The sequence below is a fragment of the Microbacterium sp. M genome (genome assembly GCF_045181065.1).
Lineage (GTDB): Bacteria > Actinomycetota > Actinomycetes > Actinomycetales > Microbacteriaceae > Microbacterium.
This window is the reverse complement of record NZ_CP173721.1, coordinates 443345-458106: the sequence shown is the minus strand read 5'-3', so window position 1 is coordinate 458106 and position 14762 is coordinate 443345. Positions and strand designations below refer to the sequence as shown.

Genomic DNA, 14762 nt, shown 5'->3' with positions numbered 1-14762 from the left:
AACCGGATTGTTCGCCGTTACCGGTCACAGCTCGTCGATCGCGCCGCGATCGGCCGCGATCATCTCCACCACCGTGTCGACCGTGACGCCGGGACCGTTGGCGAGTTCGCCGATCTTCTCCCGGTCCTTCAGCACGATGATCCGGTCACTGAGGCGCACGACTTCCTCCAGCTCGGACGAGATGAACACGACGGCGACGCCGTCGCCCGCGAGCTGCGCGATCCGACGCTGGATGTCGATCTTCGCCGCGATGTCGATGCCGCGCGTCGGCTCGTCCAGGATGAGCACGTGCGGGCGGACGGCGAGCGCACGCGCCAGCAGTACCTTCTGCTGAGTGCCGCCGGAAAGCAGCTGCGCCGGCCGGTCGAGGTCGGCGGGGTCCAGGTGCAGCGCTTCCACGTAGGTATCGATCAGCGCCGCCGCTTCGGAGGGCGAAAGAGGACGCGACCAGCCGCGCAGCGCCTGGATCGAGAGCACGATGTTCTCGCGCGCAGTGAGTTCGGCGATGATCCCCTGCGTGCGGCGGTTCTCGGTCGTCATCGCGATCCGGTGCTTCAACGCCGCGGACGGGCTGCGCAGATCGACTCGCGCACCGTCCACCCAGATCTCGCCGCTGTCCGCGCGCGCCGATCCGCTCAGCAGCGATGCCAGCTCGGTGCGGCCGGAGCCGCGCAAGCCGGCGAGACCGATGATCTCGCCGCGCTGCAGCTCGACATCTGTCCTGTCCATCTCGCCGCGACGGCCGAGCTCGGTCGCCTGCAGCGCGGGTGTCCCGTCCGACGCGTAGTGGTGGCCCTTGCGCTCGGATTTCAGAGCACGCAGGCTCTCGATGTCCTTGCCGAGCATCTGCGAGATCAGGTCGGCGCGCTCGAGGTCGCGGGTCGCGTGCTCGCCGATCCACCTGCCGCCGCGCAGGACTGTCATCCGGTCGCTGATCGCGAATGCCTGCTCGAGGAAATGCGAGACGAAGAGGATCGCCACTCCCCTCGCGCGCAGCCCTCGGATCACGCGCATCAGGGTGGCGACCTCGGCCTGATCGAGACTCGATGTGGGCTCGTCGAGCACCAGGACGCGCGGGTCATCGACGACGGCCCGCGCGAGGGCGACCAGTTGCTTCTGCGCCGGTGAGAGCGTGGACAGCGGCGTCCTGGGGTCGAGGTCCTCGAGCCCGAGCCTGGCGAGGGCGTCCGCGGCATCCGCGTGGGTGCGGCGCCAGTCGATGCCGAACACGCCGCGACGCTCGCGCCCGAGCATCACGTTCTCTCCGACGCTGAGGTTCGGAGCCAGCTGCGTCTCCTGGAACACGGTCGCGATGCCGGCGGCTCTGGCGTCGGCGACGCCGGAGAAGCGGCGCTCCTCACCGGCGACCGTGACCGTACCCGTCACGGGCTCGCACGTTCCCGTGAGCACGGCGATGAGCGTGGACTTGCCCGCACCGTTCTCGCCCATCAGGGCGTGCACCTCGCCGGGGAACAGGCGGAAGTCGACGTCGTCGAGCGCGCGCACGCCGGGGAAGTCGACCGTGATGCCTGCGAGTTCGACCAGCGGCTCGGCATCCTGAGCCATCACCGCTCCTCCCGCGGCGCGGCCGACGACGCCCGCGGCACGAGCTCGGTCGGGATGCGGGTCAGTGTCGGGATCTCGCGCTCCTCGATGGCCGCACGCAGCATCTCGACCACGGCGCCGCCGAGCGCGTGGAAGTCCTGGCGGACTGTCGTGAGCGGCGGGATGAAGTGCCGCGCGAGCGGCACATCATCGAACCCGACGATGCTGAGATCCTTCGGCACCTCGAAGCCCTTGTCGTGCAGGCCGTGGATGAGACCGATCGCCATGTCGTCGTTGGCGACGAAGACCGCGGTGTAGTCCGGCAGCCGATTCAGCCCCATCGCGAAGTCGTACGCGAAGTCGGCCGTCCAGTCGCCGACCACGATCGGACGCTCGCGGATGCCCCACGACTTCGCCCTGGTGTGGAACGCGCGCTCCCTGGCGCGTGCGTCCAGCCAGTCCAGCGGGCCGGCGATGTGCAGGATGTCGCGATGCCCGAGGGCGACGAGGTGATCCACCACGAGCGTGGTGCCGGCATGCTGATCGATCGAGACCGTGAGGAAGGTCGGATCGGCGTCCGCCTTCACGACGAGCATCGGGACGCTCAGCGAGATCCTCCGCAGTGCAGCAACGGACGACGACCGAGGGGCGATCACGCACAGCGCGTCGACACCCTGGGTGACCAGGTTGTCGACGGCATCCTGCGGTGAGAGCGCTTCGTCCTCATGAAGCGCGACGGCCGTGACGGAGTAGTCCGCGGTGCGGGCGGCGAGTTCGACTGCGCGCAGGATGCTGGTGGGGCCGAACGCGACCGGACTCTCGATGATCACGCCGATGCGGCGCGTGCGCTGAGTGGCCAGCGCTCTGGCGACGAGGTTGGGGCGGTAGTCAAGCTCCTCGATCGCCTCGAGCACGCGCCTGCGGGTGTCTGGCTTGATGTTCGGGTGATCGTTGAGCACCCGCGACACGGTCATGTGGGACACGCCCGCGATCACCGCGACCTGGCGGATATTGGGCTTGTCCGAGCCGACGTTCGCCATGCGCACCTCCGTCGGCCTCGCCTCCCGAGATGTTACCGAGAACAGCACCGGAGGCGCAATCGATGGGCGCTCGGGCAGGACCTTGCGTCGGAGTCCAATAGGCGAGAGGCTGCGACCGATGCCGCCGCTGCTCCCTTCGCCACTTGTCCACAGAAGAGATTTTCGAGGTTCGAATGTCGGTGGCCAGGTGTTCAATAGTAGTTATGAACAGCACCTCGGCGGTTCTCGATCGGGTCGTTTCCGACCTCGATCGCACGATCGAGTCCGCGGTGCGCTCGACCGGGCTGGATGGCATGTCGGATGCCGAGAAGCTGAAGGTTCTGCGGCGCACGGGTGAGGCGCAACGTCGCCTGGACGCTCTGGTCGTCGAGACGTGCGCGACCGTCGACACCCGCCCGGCGGGGTCGGGGGTGCCGACCTTTCCGGCGGTGTTCGGGTGCCGGAACATGAACGAACTCCTCCAGCGTGTGCTGCGGGTGGACGCGGCAGGGGCCTCGAGGGTGGTGAAGGCCGCCGGTGCGGTGCACCGGGATGTGGAGATCACCACCGGCGCCCGGTTGCCGGCACAATGGCCCGGGTTGCGGGAGGCGATGCTGGACGGGGTGGTCGGGATCGCCGGACTGCTCGCCGCGATCGACCCCATCGACCGCACACGGGGGCGGATCAGCGGGCAGGACCAGCTGCGGGCCGATGCCGCGCTGGCGGACTGTGCGCGCGGGATCGACGGCGCGGGTCTCGGGGACGCGGATGACGCAACCGACTCGGCGGACACGGCGGAGGCGGGGCCGGCGGCGACGCCGGATGACCTGCGGCAGTACGCGCAGCTGATCGCCACGTATCTGGACCCGGACGGGCGGGCACCGTCCGAGGCGCAGGCCGCGCTGAACCGGTCTCTGACGTTCGGGCGGCTCCGCGACGGCGTCTACCCGATCCGCGGGGCCCTGCTGCCCGAAGTGTTCGCGCAACTGAAACTCATCATCGACGCCCAGACCAACCCCAGAACGGCGGGACCGGCGGACTTGGGCGTCGCGTTCACCGACAGCACCGGAAGCGCCAGCGGCAACGACCGCGCAGGCAGCGGCAGTGCGGTCGTGCGCGACGAAGCGGATGATGGCTTGTTGGCCGGGTGCGGATCGGCGGAGGACCCGTTCAACACCGACCCCCGCAACGTGATCGACACCCGCACAAGGCCCCAGAAACAACACGACGCCCTCGCCACAGCCCTCGGCATCGCCGCCCGCCACCACGACATGCCCACCCTCGGCGGCGCCGCACCCACCCTCGTCGTCCAGATCGACGCCAAAGACTACGCCACCGGCACCGGATGGGCGCACATCGCCGGCGTCGACACCCCCGTCTCCACCTCCGTCGCCGCCCACCTCGCCTGCCATGCCATGATCCAACGCGTCCTGATCGACGAAGGCCGCATCATCGGCATCACCACCACCGACCGCATCTTCAACGCCTACCAACGCCGCGCCATCATCCTGCGCGACAAAGAATGCCTTATCCCCGGCTGCCACGTCCCCGCCACCTGGTGCGAAATCCACCACGTCATCGAACACTCCCACGGCGGCCCCACCAGCACCAGCAACGGCGTCCCCCTCTGCTACTGGCACCACCGCACCATCGACCACTCCGGCTGGCACATCCGCATCCAAGACGGCAAACCCCAAATCCAAGGCCCCTCCTGGTGGGACCCCCAACAAAAATGGCGCACCCCACGCCCCCTCCTCCCCCAATGGGTCGGCGGATAACGTGCCCTCCCTCGCTCGTCGAGCGAGGGGGTAGACGAAGCACGTTCTCGACGCCTCGCTGCGCGCTCGTCACTCGACGAGCAGGAGAGGAACCGGACTCAGCCGCAGCTGGCCGCTTCGGCGGCGGCCTTCCGCCGGGCCTCGACCTGCTCGCCGTTGATCGCGGCCGTCGCAGCCACAGTCACAGTCACGTCGACGAGAACGCCGGCTTCGACGCGACCGTCACCGTCACCGTCACAGCCCGGTTCTCGGGCGCCACCTCCTCGGCGGATTCCTGGTCGAGCACCGGCATCCCGTCGGCCGAGAAGTGCACCCGACGCACGAACATGTCGCGTCCGGTCAGCCCGTTGTGGTCCGTGCGCGCGTGGAAGACGTACAGCAGGTTGCCGTCCTCGTCGGACGACCACATGCCGTGGCCGGTGCCCAGTTGCCACTCGCCGTTGAACATGCCGGACTTCTGCACCGGATAGTTCAGCTTGGTCCAGGATGCCGGGTCGGCGAGGTCCGCGCCCGCACCCGCCGTGGCCGTCGCGAGCCCCGTCGTGTACGTGTCGCCCACGGTCGATCCGGAGTACAGCAGGTAGAGCGTGCCGTCGCGCTCGAGCACGTTCGGGCCCTCGGCGATGGTGTTGTCCCACGCGTACTCGGGGGCGAGGACCCGCACCGGCTCCGTCGTCAGACGGGTCGGCTGCGCAGGGTCGACCTCGGCGAGGTAGATCGCACCGAGCATCTGCCACGCGTAATAGGACTTCCCGGAGTCCTGGAAGAACGTCATATCGAGCGAGATCTGCTGGACCGGGTTGAGGATGCTGCCATCCGCGCGCACCACCGGCTCGGCCTTGGACCAGTTCGCCGGGACAGCCGGGTCGAGGTCGTTGCCCGCGGCATCCTGCTGCAGCTGGATGATGCTGGCGCGGCCCGTCCACATGTCCGGTCGACCGCTGTCGCCGTCGTAGCAGGGCATGAACAGGATCGACAGCTTGCCGTCGATCACGTGGAACTCGGGCGCCCAGAAGCATCCGGTCATGGCGTTGCCCGCGGCATCCAAATCGCCAGCCTCGAGCAGGTCGATCTCGACGTTGCGGCCGGCGGCGATCGCATCATCCGAGAGGTCGTCGATCGTATCGGCGATGCGGATCGGCATGTGCGGCCCGTTGGCCGGGTCGACCGGGTTGAGGTTGAGGTCCTCGGTCGCGATCATGAGGAACCGGACCCGTCCGTTCGCCTCATAGCGGAACACCGAGGGGTCTGCGCGTTCGTCCGCGAACGGGGTCGGGTACTCGGGCTGCTTGACGGTTCCGGTGACGGTGTACTCGCCCGGCACCGACGTGTCGACGGCCGCGAGCTCGTCCGCGTTCCACGCGATCGCTCGCGTCGCCTCGGATCCGTCGCTGTAACCGAGTCCGACGCGCTCCGGTAGATCGGATGCCGAGACCTCCGCGCCCTGCGCCACCGTCACGCCGTCGAGCGCCTTCGCGCTGGTGTTCGAGATCGGGCCGAAGCGCACCTCCAGCTTCTCGGCCGTCTCCGTCGGGATCGGCAGCGCGTTGCCGGTGGCGTAGTCGGCGACGCCTTCTGCCGACGCACCCGCGGCGGCCGCGATCCTCCCGCGGCGCACGTCGCCGCGGGTGCTCTCGTCCGCCAGATCGGCGAAGGTCGTGTAGTTGCTGACGCCGGAGTCGTTCGTCCAGCTGACGACGTAGCGCTGAGCGGCGGAATCCCACACGGATGCCGGGTCGTTCACGCCGTCCGTGACGCCGAGGTCCAGCATCCCGACCTCGGTGTACGACAGCAGGTCGTCCGTACGGGCGAACAGCACCTGCGAAGCCTGCGTGCCGTCGGACGCGCCGCCGCGGGCGACGCGGGTCGCGACGATGCCGTACCCGCCATCGGGCAGCGCGAACAGGTGCGGGTCGCGGAGGCTGCGGATGAGCGACTCGGACGGGCCGTTCGCGGGCACGGGCTCCGACGTCTTCGGGAAGAAGATGCCGTAGTTGTCGTTCAGCGGCGCCCAGCCGTCGGTGCCGGCGAGCGCGAGATGCATGCTCAGCGCGACGTCGGCGTTGTTCGCCTCGTTCGCCGAAGTGGGCGTCCGGCTGTAGGCGAGCAGATCGACGGATGCCGAGGCAGGAAGAACGGTCACGGCGAAGCGCCGGACGATGCCCGAACCGGAGGCCGCGTCGGTGACGACGACATCGATCTGCGCGGTGACAGCCGCGGAGCCGACGAGGCGGATGACGCCGGCCTCCACGCTGACGCCGTCTCCGACGACCTCGATGACGGCGACCGCGGCGCCGACCGGCGCCTGGGGCAGGCTGGTGCCGGAGGCGACGACCGGCGGGATCACGAACTGCTGGGCGAGACGATCGGCGTTAGCGGTCATATGGATTCCTCCTGCTCCGGAACGGCGATGTGTGCCGAGGGCCCGACCACTCTACAACGTTGTACTTGCGACAGGCCTCCCCCGCGTTAGGCTGGCCCGCATGACAGCGACGACGCCGACTCGCGCGACGATGAAGGACGTCGCCGCGCTCGCAGGCGTCTCGCCCAAGACCGTTTCGAACGTCGTGACGGGCACGATCGCCGTCCGGGAGGAAACCAGGGCGCGCGTCGAGGCCGCCATGGCAGAGCTCGACTTCGTCCCGAACCTCAGCGCCCGCGGGCTGCGTCAGGGACGCTCGGGAATCATCGCACTCGCCCTCCCCGATCTCGCGACGGCGTACTCGGCCGAGCTCGTCCACCGGATCGTCGAGGCCGCCCACGAGCGCGGGCTGGCCGTGCAGATCGAGGAGACGGCACGCGAGCCCGACCGCGAGAAGGAGCTGCTCTCCCGCGCCCGCGCCCATCTCGTCGACGGGCTGATCCTGAATCCGATCCGCCTGGAGGACAGCGTCATCCGCTATGCCGACCGGCTTCCGCCGATCGTCGTGATCGGCGAGGTCGAGCAGCACCGCGCCGACCAGGTGCTCATCGACAGCCGCCTGGCAGCAGCCGACGTGACGAGACACGTGATCGCGCGCGGTGCACGCCGGATCACCGTGATCGGCGCAGACGAACGCGGCGAGGTCGCCACGGCCACGAGCAGGCTCCGCCTCGAGGGCGTCCATGACGCCCTGCGCGAAGCGGGTCTGCCCATCGATCGCGCATACGAAGTGAATCGGCTGCCGTGGTCGATGGCCGCAGGGGCCGAGGGGATGAAGGAGCTGCTCGGCCGCGGAATCGCATTCGATGCCGTGATCGCCTTCACGGATTCGATGGCCGCCGGCGCCTTGCACGCGCTGCACGACCACGGCATCGACGTCCCGGGCGACGTCATCGTCACGGGCTTCGACGACGTCGAGTTCTCGCAGTTCACGTCTCCTTCGCTCACGACGATCGGGTTCGACCGGCAGACATTCGCGGAAGCCGCGCTCGAACTGCTGCTGACGCGGATCGACGAGCCGATCGCGCCGTTGCAGGCCCGCACGATGCCGCATCGGCTGCTCGACCGCACGAGCACAGCGGCTGCGCCGCGCGGCTACACCGCCTGAGCAGCACCCAGTTCCGTCAAGCGCTTGCGCACCTGATTACCACGATGTAATGATGAGTCACCCGATCCAACCGAAGCAAGACGACTGTCACGAAGGAGTGACGATGACGCCCCCGCTCGACCTGTCTCGAAGGCAGTTCCTCGCTGCCGCATCGGTGGCCGCCGGCAGCATGCTGCTCGCTGGCTGCGCCCCCGGAACGACCCCGGGTTCCACGACCCAGACCCTCCAGTTCTGGCATCTCCTGTCCGGTGGTGACGGCGTCACGATGACGTCGTTGCTCGACGGGGTGAACCAGGCCCAGAGCGCGTACGCGATCCGGCCGACGGTTCTCGCGTGGGGAACGCCGTACTACACGAAGCTCGCCATGGCGGGTGCCGGCGGACGCGCACCGGATGTCGCGATCATGCATGCCACCCGCACGGTCGGCTGGGCGCCAGGTGGACTCCTGGACACCTGGGACCTCGACAAGCTGGCCGAGCTGGGCGTGGACAGCTCCACGTTCCCGAAGCCGATCTGGGAGAAGGGCTTCGTGGGCGAGGGGATGTACAGCATCGCCCTCGACGCGCACCCATTTGTCCTGATGTTCAACACCGACATCTGCGACGCGGCCGGCGTGCTCGAGTCGGACGGCTCGCTCACCGAGACCAGCTCGCCGGAGGAGTACCTCGACCAGCTCCGCGAGATCGCCGGGTCGTCCGGCGAGCACGCCCTGTCATACGGATATCTCGGCGATGGGGCCCAGATGTGGCGCCTGTTCTACGGCCTGTACGCGCAGCACGGTCTCGAGATCGAACTGCCGGTCGGCGGCAAGGCCGTGATCGACAAGGATGCCGCGGTGGAGGTCCTCACCTTCATGCAGACCCTGCTCGACGGCGAGATCGCGAACACGCAAGCCGACTACGGCACCGCGGTCGCCGAGTTCGCCTCAGGCAAGAGCGGCATGTTCATGACCGGTGTGTGGGAGCTGCGCACCATGCAGAACGCCGGCATCCCGTTCGACGCCACGATGATCCCAGCGCTATACGGGCAGCAGGCGGTATACGCGGATTCGCACTCGTTCGTCCTCCCGCACCAGACCAACGCCGACCCCGTCAAGCGCGACCTGACGTACCAGTTCGTCGCCGACATGCTCAAGGGCTCGTTCGGATGGGCGGAGGCCGGTCACATCCCGGCGTTCCTGCCGGTCACCGAGTCGCCGGAGTACGACGACCTCATCCCGCAGGCCCACTACGCCGAGGCCGCCCAGCACGTCGTGTACGACCCGATCGCCTGGTTCACCGGTTCCGGATCGAACTTCCAGGGCGAGTTCGGCGCCGCCGTGCAGGGAGTGCTCCTCTCCGGCGACGACCCCGGCGCTGCCATCGACCGCTTCGAGTCGCGCGTGAACACCATGCTCGCTCAGCCGAACCCGGCCGACCCGGAAGGGACGTGGAAGTCATGACCACCACCGCCTCCTCGTCCACGCGCGTGATCGTGACCGGCAAGGCCGCCGATCACCGCGGTCGCCAGTCCGGCCCCGTGAAGCGCGAGCAGCTCATCAGCTGGGCGTTCCTCGCGCCGTTCCTCGTCGCATTCCTGCTGTTCCTCATCTGGCCCATCGTCCACGGCATCTACCTGAGCTTCACAGACCAGTCGCTGACGGGTGCCGGCGGATCGCTGGTCGGCTTCGCGAACTACGCCGAGGCGCTCACCGACCCCGTCATGTGGCAATCGCTGTGGAACACCGTCTGGTTCACACTGCTGTCCACGGTCCCGCTCGTACTGATCGCTCTCATCATGGCGGCGCTGGTCGACCGCGGGCTGCCCGGTCAGTGGCTGTGGCGGCTGTCGTTCTTCATGCCGTACCTGCTGGCATCGACCGTCATCTCCCAGATCTGGGTCTGGATCTTCAACCCCCAGATCGGTGCGGCCAACAACATCCTCACGTCCCTCGGCCTCGAGCCGATCGCGTGGCTGCAGAACCCCGACACCAACATGCTGTCGATCGTCATCGCGACGGTGTGGTGGACGGTCGGGTTCAACTTCCTGCTCTACCTGGCCGCGATGCAGAACATCCCGCCGCAGCAGTACGAGGCGGCGTCTCTGGACGGCGCAGGCGCGTGGCGCCAATTCTGGTCGATCACGCTCCCGCAGCTGGGACCGGCCACCGTGCTGATCCTGATCCTGCAGATCCTGGCATCCCTGAAGCTGTTCGATCAGGCGTACCAGATGCTCGGCGGTGTCGCGAGCGACACCACCCGATCGATCGTGCAGTACATCTACGAAGCCGGATTCGTCAGCTACCGATTCGGGTACTCGGCAGCCATCTCCTACGTGTTCTTCGCAATCATCGTCATCATCGGCGTCGCCCAGGCCCTGGTCGTGCGCCGCCGGAAGGAGCAGTGATGTCCACCGCAACTCTCTCTCCGACCGAGGCGATCACGGTCGCGAAGCCGCGCCGCGCGCGTCACTCGCACGCCCCCGGCCAGAAGCCCTTCGGTCCGCTGCGCGTCACGGCGTTCATCGTCCTGCTGCTCATGGCGATCGGCTGGCTGCTGCCGTTCCTGTGGGCGGTCGCCACCGCCTTCAAGACCGAGACGGATGCCGCATCGGGCGACCCGTCCTGGATCGGCGCCTCCGGGCCGACCGTAGAGGCGTTCGCCGCGATCCTGTCGCAGGGCAACGTCTACATCTGGGCGTTCAACAGCCTCTGGACCTCGGTGGCGGTGACGGCGATCACCCTCGCCATCTCGGCACTGGCCGCGTACGCGTTCTCGCGACTGGACTTCACCGGGCGCAAGTGGCTGTTCGCCGTGATCATCGCGTCGATCGTCGTGCCGCCTCAGGTGCTGATCATCCCGCTGTTCTACCAGATGCTCACGTTCAACATGATCGACACCTACTGGGGTCTGATCCTGCCGCAGGTCGTGGCGCCGGCGATGGTGTTCATCCTGAAGCGGTTCTTCGACGCCATCCCGATCGAGCTCGAGGACGCCGCTCGGGTGGACGGCGCGAGCCGGTTCCGGATCTTCTGGTCCATCGTGCTGCCGCTGTCGCGGCCGATCCTGGCCTCGGTCGCGATCTTCGTGTTCATCGGCGCCTGGAACAACTTCCTGTGGCCATTCCTCGTCATCAACGACACGACGCTCATGACGCTCCCGGTCGGTCTTCAGACCGTGATCAGCGCCTACGGCGTGCAGTACGCGCAGGTCATGGCCCAGGCCGTGCTCGCCGCCCTGCCGCTGATCATCGTGTTCATCATCTTCCAGAAGCAGATCGTCAAGGGCGTCGCGACCAGCGGCTTCGGCGGTCAGTAGTCCCCGCACCATCCACACAAGGAGAGCAATGAGTCAGGCCCGCATCACCATCGACCGCGACTTCACGATCGCCGACGTGCCCCGGAGGCTCTTCGGGTCGTTCGTGGAGCACATGGGACGCTGCGTGTACACCGGCATCTACGAGCCGGGGCATCCGCAGGCGGACGAGCGCGGCTTCCGCCGCGATGTCCTCGCCCTGGTGCGAGAGATGGGTCCGACCGTGATCCGGTATCCGGGCGGGAACTTCGTCTCCGGGTACAACTGGGAGGATGGCGTCGGGCCCGTTGCCGATCGCCCCGTGCGCATGGACGGCGCGTGGCACACGATCGAGACCAACGCGTTCGGCCTGCACGAGTTCGTCGACTGGGCCCGAGAGGCCGAGGTCGAGGTCATGGAGGCCGTCAACCTCGGCACCCGCGGCATGGACGAGGCCCGCGCGCTCGTGGAGTACGCCAATCACCCGGGCGGCACCTACTGGTCGGACCTGCGCCGTCGCAACGGTGCCGCCGATCCGTTCGACATCAAGCTCTGGTGCCTGGGCAACGAGCTGGACGGGCCGTGGCAGATCGGCGGCAAGACGGCCCAGGAGTACGGCCGGCTCGCGCAGGAGACCGCCAAGGCGATGAAGCTCGTCGATCCGTCGATCGAACTGGTCACGGTGGGGTCGTCGAACCGACAGATGCCGACCTTCGGCAGCTGGGAGCACACCGTCCTCACGCACGCGTACGACGAGGTCGACTACATCTCGATGCACGCGTACTACCAGGAGCACGACGGCGACACGGAGTCGTTCCTGGCGGATGCCGTCGACATGGATGCCTTCATCGACGGCGTCATCGCCACGATCGACGCCGTCAAGGCCGCGGGCAAGCACACGAAGCAGGTGAACATCTCGTTCGACGAGTGGAACGTGTGGGACCAGCACAAGTACAACAGCGTCGAGGCCGACGAGATCGAGGCGGCTGGCTGGAAGCAGCACCCCCGCCTGATCGAGGACACCTACTCGGTGACGGATGCCGTGGTCGTCGGCACGCTGCTGAACAGCCTGCTGCGTCACGGCGACCGCGTGAAGATCGCCAATCAGGCGCAGCTCGTCAACGTCATCGCCCCGATCCGCTCTGAGGAGGGCGGTCCGGCCTGGCGGCAGACGAGCTTCTGGCCCTTCGAGCGCATGGCTCGCCTGGCCAAGGGCCGGGTCCTGCGCCTCGCGGTGAATGCGACGCAGATCAGCACCAAGCGCTACGGCGACGTGGACGCGGTGGACGCCGCGGCGACCTGGGATGAGGAGACCGGCCGGGTCGTGGTGTTCGTCGCGAACCGCTCGCTGGAATCGCCCAACGACCTCACACTCGACCTGCGCGGCTTCGGCGAGCTGCGGGTCGCCGCGGCCGAGACCCTCACGATCCCCGACGGCGGCGACCGCCTGACGGCGAACCTCGAGACCGCCCCCGACCGCGTCGGCATGGTGGCGCTCGCGGGCGTCGAGGTCGTCGACGGCGTCGTGCGCGCGACGCTTCCGCCGGTGTCCTGGTCGGTGATCGAGCTCGCGTAGCTCCTTCCTCCCCTCCCCCTTCGTTCGGCGAGCGAGCGCGGGCTGCGCGACCGTAGACTGCGACCGGAGCGGCTTCACCTCGCCGCTCGTCGTATGAAGACGAGGATCCGATCTTGGACAGAACGAAGGCGGGCATCGGTCGGACACCTGTCATCCTCGTCCACGGCTGGGCCGGCAGCTCTCGCGCCTGGGACCGCGTCTCGGCGGAACTCATCACCGCGGGCGTCGCTGGGCCGGTCCTTACGGTGGACCTGCCCGGTTCCCCGTCAGGCGGCACAACGGGTGACCCGACGATTCCGAGCGCCGTCGACCACGTGATCTCCATCGCGGAGTCGTTGAGCTCTCCAGCGGTGCTCGTCGGGCACTCGATGGGCGGGCAGATCACTCTCCGTGTCCATGCACGGCGACCGGACCTCGTCGCCGCGGAGGTCGTCCTAGACCCGGCGTACGGCGCGGCGGCGAGCGATGCCGCGAGCATGGCGATCCTCGAGGACGCCATCAGATCGAGTGGTCCAGGAGCGCTCGTCGACTTCTTCGAGTCCGGGTTCGGACAGCTCGATGCAGACAATCGTGAAACCATCCTCGCCGACCTGCACGCTACGGGTTCCGGAGTCCTCGCCTCTTATCTGCGTTCGGAGTACCTCGACCCCGATTCCATCGGTTTCCGACCGTCGACAGAAGTCGCCGCCGCGCTCCGCACGAGGCCGCTGCTGGCCATTCATTCGTCCGAACGCGCCGCCGGAATCGAACGCGAACTCCTGCCACCTCCCGGATCGGTCGTCCAGCTCTGGCACGGACACGGGCACTTCCTCCACCTGGAGGATCCGGAACGGTTCGCACACGTGGCCGTGAACTGGCTCCGCGACATGGAACTAGTTACCTGAACTGCAGCCGGAAAGCGCCATCCATCGCGTAGATTTCCTTTTGTGAGCATCACCACGGGCGATGAGACCCCCGCGCGGCGCAACGCGTCGCCGGGACCGGAGAGGTCCGGCGGAGCCAACCTCGCCGACGTCGCGCGCCTGGCCGGCGTCTCACGCGCCACGGCTTCCCGGGTGCTGGCGGGCCGCGCCGCCGGCAAGGCGGCCAGCCACGCGCGAGTACTGGCGGCGGCCGAGGAGCTCGGGTACGTCGTCAACGGCCTCGCCCGGTCCATGATGGGTGTCGGTATGCGCAGCATCGCCTTCGTGTCCAGCATGATGGTCGGCCCGACGTTCGCCTCGATGGCCGCCGGCGCGGAGGATGTCGCGACCGCCAACGGACATCTGTTCACGATGTGCACCACCGGCGGCGACGTCGAGCGAGAAGCAGCCCTGATCGACACGCTGACCGAACAGCGCGTAGCCGCGGTCCTCCTCGTCGGAGCGACCCCGGCCACCGAGGAGTTCGAGCAACGCGCCCAACGCTATGCTGACGCTCTCAGCCGCGTGGGCGCTCAGCTCATCCTCTGCGGCCGTGCAGCGCTGCCCCATCTTCCGCACATCGCGTCCATCGACTACGACCACCGCGGCGGGGTGCACCGCGGTGTCGCGCACCTCGTCGGGCTCGGACACCGACGCATCGCGTTCGTGGGTTCCCTGGACGAGACGACGACGTCCCATCAGCGCTTCCTGGGCTACCAGGACGGACTGTCCGACGCGGGGCTCCCCTTCGACGAGGCGCTCAGCATCCCGAGCGGCAACACATCCGACGAGGCCGCGAGCGCCACGCGCGACTTCATCGCGAGCCACCAGGACGTCACGGCCATCGTTTGTCAGACCGACATCATGGCCGTCGGCGTGTGCCGTGCGCTGCACGAGGCCGGTATCCCCATCCCGCAGCAGGTGTCAGTCGTCGGCTTCGACGACATGCAGCTCGTCGCCGACCTCACGCCGTCCCTCACGACGGTGCGGGCGCCGTTCCACGATGTCGGCGAGCTCGCCGGGCGCATCGCGGTCGGGATGCCGTACAACGAACCGATCGTGCTGCCGAGCGAACTGATCGTGCGCGGGTCGTCCGGGCCCGTGGGCGGGTAGCGCGGAGAAGACGATGTGAAGGGCTGA

General features: G+C 68.2%; 11 protein-coding genes. 8 read left to right on the top strand and 3 right to left on the bottom strand.

From position 1 onward, the window contains the following. Nucleotides 1-24: 24 nt before the first annotated feature. Together ACI7YT_RS02175 and ACI7YT_RS02170 are read right to left on the bottom strand one after the other, a co-directional pair. Complete coding sequence (locus ACI7YT_RS02175; RefSeq protein ID WP_406248736.1) at nt 25-1566, bottom strand: sugar ABC transporter ATP-binding protein; 1542 nt, start codon at nt 1564-1566, stop codon at nt 25-27. Next, the gene (locus ACI7YT_RS02170; protein WP_406248734.1) at nt 1566-2585 is read right to left on the bottom strand and encodes a LacI family DNA-binding transcriptional regulator; all 1020 of its coding nucleotides are present in this window, start codon (nt 2583-2585) and stop codon (nt 1566-1568) included. Before ACI7YT_RS02170 ends, ACI7YT_RS02175 begins: the two co-directional genes overlap by 1 nt. Before the next feature lie 203 nt (nt 2586-2788). Between ACI7YT_RS02170 and ACI7YT_RS02165 the strand changes: the two genes are divergently transcribed. Further along, nucleotides 2789-4342 carry a DUF222 domain-containing protein gene (locus ACI7YT_RS02165; RefSeq protein WP_406248732.1) on the top strand — a complete coding sequence of 518 codons (1554 nt, stop codon included), beginning with the start codon at nt 2789-2791 and terminating at the stop codon, nt 4340-4342. A gap of 187 nt (nt 4343-4529) precedes the next feature. On the opposite strand, the gene ACI7YT_RS02160 is transcribed toward ACI7YT_RS02165, so the two are convergent. After that, nucleotides 4530-6725, bottom strand: a complete 2196-nt coding sequence (locus ACI7YT_RS02160) for a family 43 glycosylhydrolase (RefSeq protein ID WP_406248731.1) — start codon at nt 6723-6725, stop codon at nt 4530-4532. Nucleotides 6726-6825: 100 nt separating this feature from the next. Here ACI7YT_RS02160 and ACI7YT_RS02155 point away from each other — a divergent pair, with 100 nt between their 5' ends. The 7 genes from ACI7YT_RS02155 (at nt 6826) to ACI7YT_RS02125 (ending at nt 14735) form a co-directional block, all read left to right on the top strand. Continuing rightward, nucleotides 6826-7872 carry a LacI family DNA-binding transcriptional regulator gene (locus ACI7YT_RS02155; RefSeq protein ID WP_406248729.1) on the top strand — a complete coding sequence of 349 codons (1047 nt, stop codon included), beginning with the start codon at nt 6826-6828 and terminating at the stop codon, nt 7870-7872. A 103-nt stretch (nt 7873-7975) separates the two neighbouring features. After that, the gene (locus ACI7YT_RS02150) at nt 7976-9313 is read left to right on the top strand and encodes a substrate-binding domain-containing protein (protein WP_406248728.1); all 1338 of its coding nucleotides are present in this window, start codon (nt 7976-7978) and stop codon (nt 9311-9313) included. After that, nucleotides 9310-10257, top strand: a complete 948-nt coding sequence (locus ACI7YT_RS02145) for a carbohydrate ABC transporter permease (protein ID WP_406248726.1) — start codon at nt 9310-9312, stop codon at nt 10255-10257. The genes ACI7YT_RS02150 and ACI7YT_RS02145 overlap by 4 nt, the downstream gene beginning before the upstream one ends. Continuing rightward, nucleotides 10257-11168 carry a carbohydrate ABC transporter permease gene (locus tag ACI7YT_RS02140; RefSeq protein WP_406248724.1) on the top strand — a complete coding sequence of 304 codons (912 nt, stop codon included), beginning with the start codon at nt 10257-10259 and terminating at the stop codon, nt 11166-11168. Before ACI7YT_RS02145 ends, ACI7YT_RS02140 begins: the two co-directional genes overlap by 1 nt. Nucleotides 11169-11196: 28 nt before the next feature. Continuing rightward, nucleotides 11197-12720 (top strand): alpha-N-arabinofuranosidase, encoded by a 1524-nt coding sequence (locus ACI7YT_RS02135; protein WP_406248722.1) that lies wholly within the window; start codon nt 11197-11199, stop codon nt 12718-12720. A 113-nt stretch (nt 12721-12833) separates the two neighbouring features. After that, nucleotides 12834-13604 (top strand): alpha/beta fold hydrolase, encoded by a 771-nt coding sequence (locus tag ACI7YT_RS02130; RefSeq protein ID WP_406248720.1) that lies wholly within the window; start codon nt 12834-12836, stop codon nt 13602-13604. A 42-nt stretch (nt 13605-13646) separates the two neighbouring features. Further along, nucleotides 13647-14735, top strand: coding sequence for a LacI family DNA-binding transcriptional regulator (locus ACI7YT_RS02125; protein ID WP_406248718.1), 1089 nt, complete (start codon nt 13647-13649; stop codon nt 14733-14735). Nucleotides 14736-14762: the final 27 nt, after the last annotated feature.

Bases quoted from the DNA above. Each gene is read 5' to 3' on its own strand.
- ACI7YT_RS02175 (WP_406248736.1), bottom strand. From the start codon at position 1,566: ATGGCTCAGGATGCCGAGCCGCTGGTCGAACTCGCAGGCATCACGGTC.
- ACI7YT_RS02170 (WP_406248734.1), bottom strand. From the start codon at position 2,585: ATGGCGAACGTCGGCTCGGACAAGCCCAATATCCGCCAGGTCGCGGTG.
- ACI7YT_RS02165 (WP_406248732.1), top strand. From the start codon at position 2,789: ATGAACAGCACCTCGGCGGTTCTCGATCGGGTCGTTTCCGACCTCGAT.
- ACI7YT_RS02160 (WP_406248731.1), bottom strand. From the start codon at position 6,725: ATGACCGCTAACGCCGATCGTCTCGCCCAGCAGTTCGTGATCCCGCCG.
- ACI7YT_RS02155 (WP_406248729.1), top strand. From the start codon at position 6,826: ATGACAGCGACGACGCCGACTCGCGCGACGATGAAGGACGTCGCCGCG.
- ACI7YT_RS02150 (WP_406248728.1), top strand. From the start codon at position 7,976: ATGACGCCCCCGCTCGACCTGTCTCGAAGGCAGTTCCTCGCTGCCGCA.
- ACI7YT_RS02145 (WP_406248726.1), top strand. From the start codon at position 9,310: ATGACCACCACCGCCTCCTCGTCCACGCGCGTGATCGTGACCGGCAAG.
- ACI7YT_RS02140 (WP_406248724.1), top strand. From the start codon at position 10,257: ATGTCCACCGCAACTCTCTCTCCGACCGAGGCGATCACGGTCGCGAAG.
- ACI7YT_RS02135 (WP_406248722.1), top strand. From the start codon at position 11,197: ATGAGTCAGGCCCGCATCACCATCGACCGCGACTTCACGATCGCCGAC.